Source organism: Massilia sp. P2_C2 (assembly GCF_056404615.1).
This window is the reverse complement of sequence record NZ_JBFUDR010000611.1, coordinates 1-1,221: the sequence shown is the minus strand read 5'-3', so window position 1 is coordinate 1,221 and position 1,221 is coordinate 1. Positions and strand designations below refer to the sequence as shown.

The 1,221-nt window shown below is 58.6% G+C and carries 2 protein-coding genes; both read right to left on the bottom strand.

The features are described 5' to 3' along the window. On the bottom strand, nt 1-809 hold an 809-nt coding region (locus AC1DYX_RS31305), incomplete at its 3' end, for a hypothetical protein (RefSeq protein WP_477266134.1). A gap of 143 nt (nt 810-952) precedes the next feature. After that, nucleotides 953-1,084 (bottom strand): hypothetical protein, encoded by a 132-nt coding sequence (locus AC1DYX_RS31300; protein ID WP_477266132.1) that lies wholly within the window; start codon nt 1,082-1,084, stop codon nt 953-955. Between the last annotated feature and the right edge of the window lie 137 nt (nt 1,085-1,221).

The following is a 1,221-nucleotide window of genomic DNA, read 5'->3' as shown; positions in this document are numbered from 1 at the left end:
TTTCCCGCCTTGGTCAGCTCTTCGACGCGATTGCGCAGCGTTTTATTCTCGATGCGCAGGCGAACCAGTTCAACTGCGTCATCCGGCGACGAATCATCTTCGTATTTCGGATCGATGGCGTTTACTTTAGCTTCCGGCGCAACTTCGTCGGCCACGCTTTTCTTCGACTTGCTGGCTTGACGTACGGTTTTGGCAGCAGCCTTCATTGCATCGTTGCCGGCCGCCGCCAGCGCGACTTGTTCGTCCTGTGGCAGGGTGGCAACCTGGGCCGCCACATCGATCTTGACCTCGCCGGAGCGTGCTTTCTTGAGGACATCCTCAACAGCGGTTTCTTTGATTTTCTCGACCTTGGCGAACGTACCTTCGGAAACGCCTGCAGCTTTGGCCAGTTCACGGCGGGTGTCCAACGTCGAGCCTTCCGACAAATTTGTCGACAGGCTCGAATACTGGTTGGTGCCCTCCTGTTGTTTTTCCTTCGCCAAGGCTGCGAGCGCGTCTTTCTTCTTGAGCGCGAGTTCAGCGCGCTGGAAGTTGTTGATATTGCGGCGTGCCAGTTGATTGTCGACCATCCACGCCATCGCGCTCTCACGGCTGTCGACACGTTCCAGATCTTTGGTATCGAACGGGATGTCGTGTTTCTTGCAGATCTTGTAGCGGTTGTGGCCATCCACAAGGATGCTTTTCCACAGGACCAGTCGCTGTTGGCAGCCGTGACGCTGGAGGTTTTCTTCGAGCGCAGCGTACTCATCGGCCGTCAGCGGCGGGATCAGGGCTTCAAACTCGGGGTCAATGATCACTTTTTTACCCATGGCGTTTTCCTTTGATAAGTTATCCGCGGAATCGTGCGCTGGCGCCCGTGTAGTAGAAGCAGGCGCCAGCGTCCCCGCACTCGGTGGGGGGCAGACTAGGATTCGTTGACGTCGGGTTCCTGCGACAGCTGCAGGCGGGTGAGCTATTGGTACAGCCCTTGCAGCTCGAGCGCGGACATGTGGAAGACGTCGCTGCCGATGCCCAGGCCGGAATGCCGCGACAGCAGCATTTCCAGTTCGTCCAACAACGACGGGTTGTCGATGGGCGCGCGCATTACTGGTTCTCCTCGACGAAGTCCACGCTGCGTGCTTTCAGGAAGGCGTCGAGGTCGGACTGGCGGTAGCGCACGAGGCGGCCGACTTTGAGGTAGGGGAGAGCGTAGCGGCCGGTGCAGCGCCACACGGCCAAGGT

Bases quoted from the DNA above. Each gene is read 5' to 3' on its own strand.
- AC1DYX_RS31300 (WP_477266132.1), bottom strand. From the start codon at position 1,084: ATGCGCGCGCCCATCGACAACCCGTCGTTGTTGGACGAACTGGAAATG.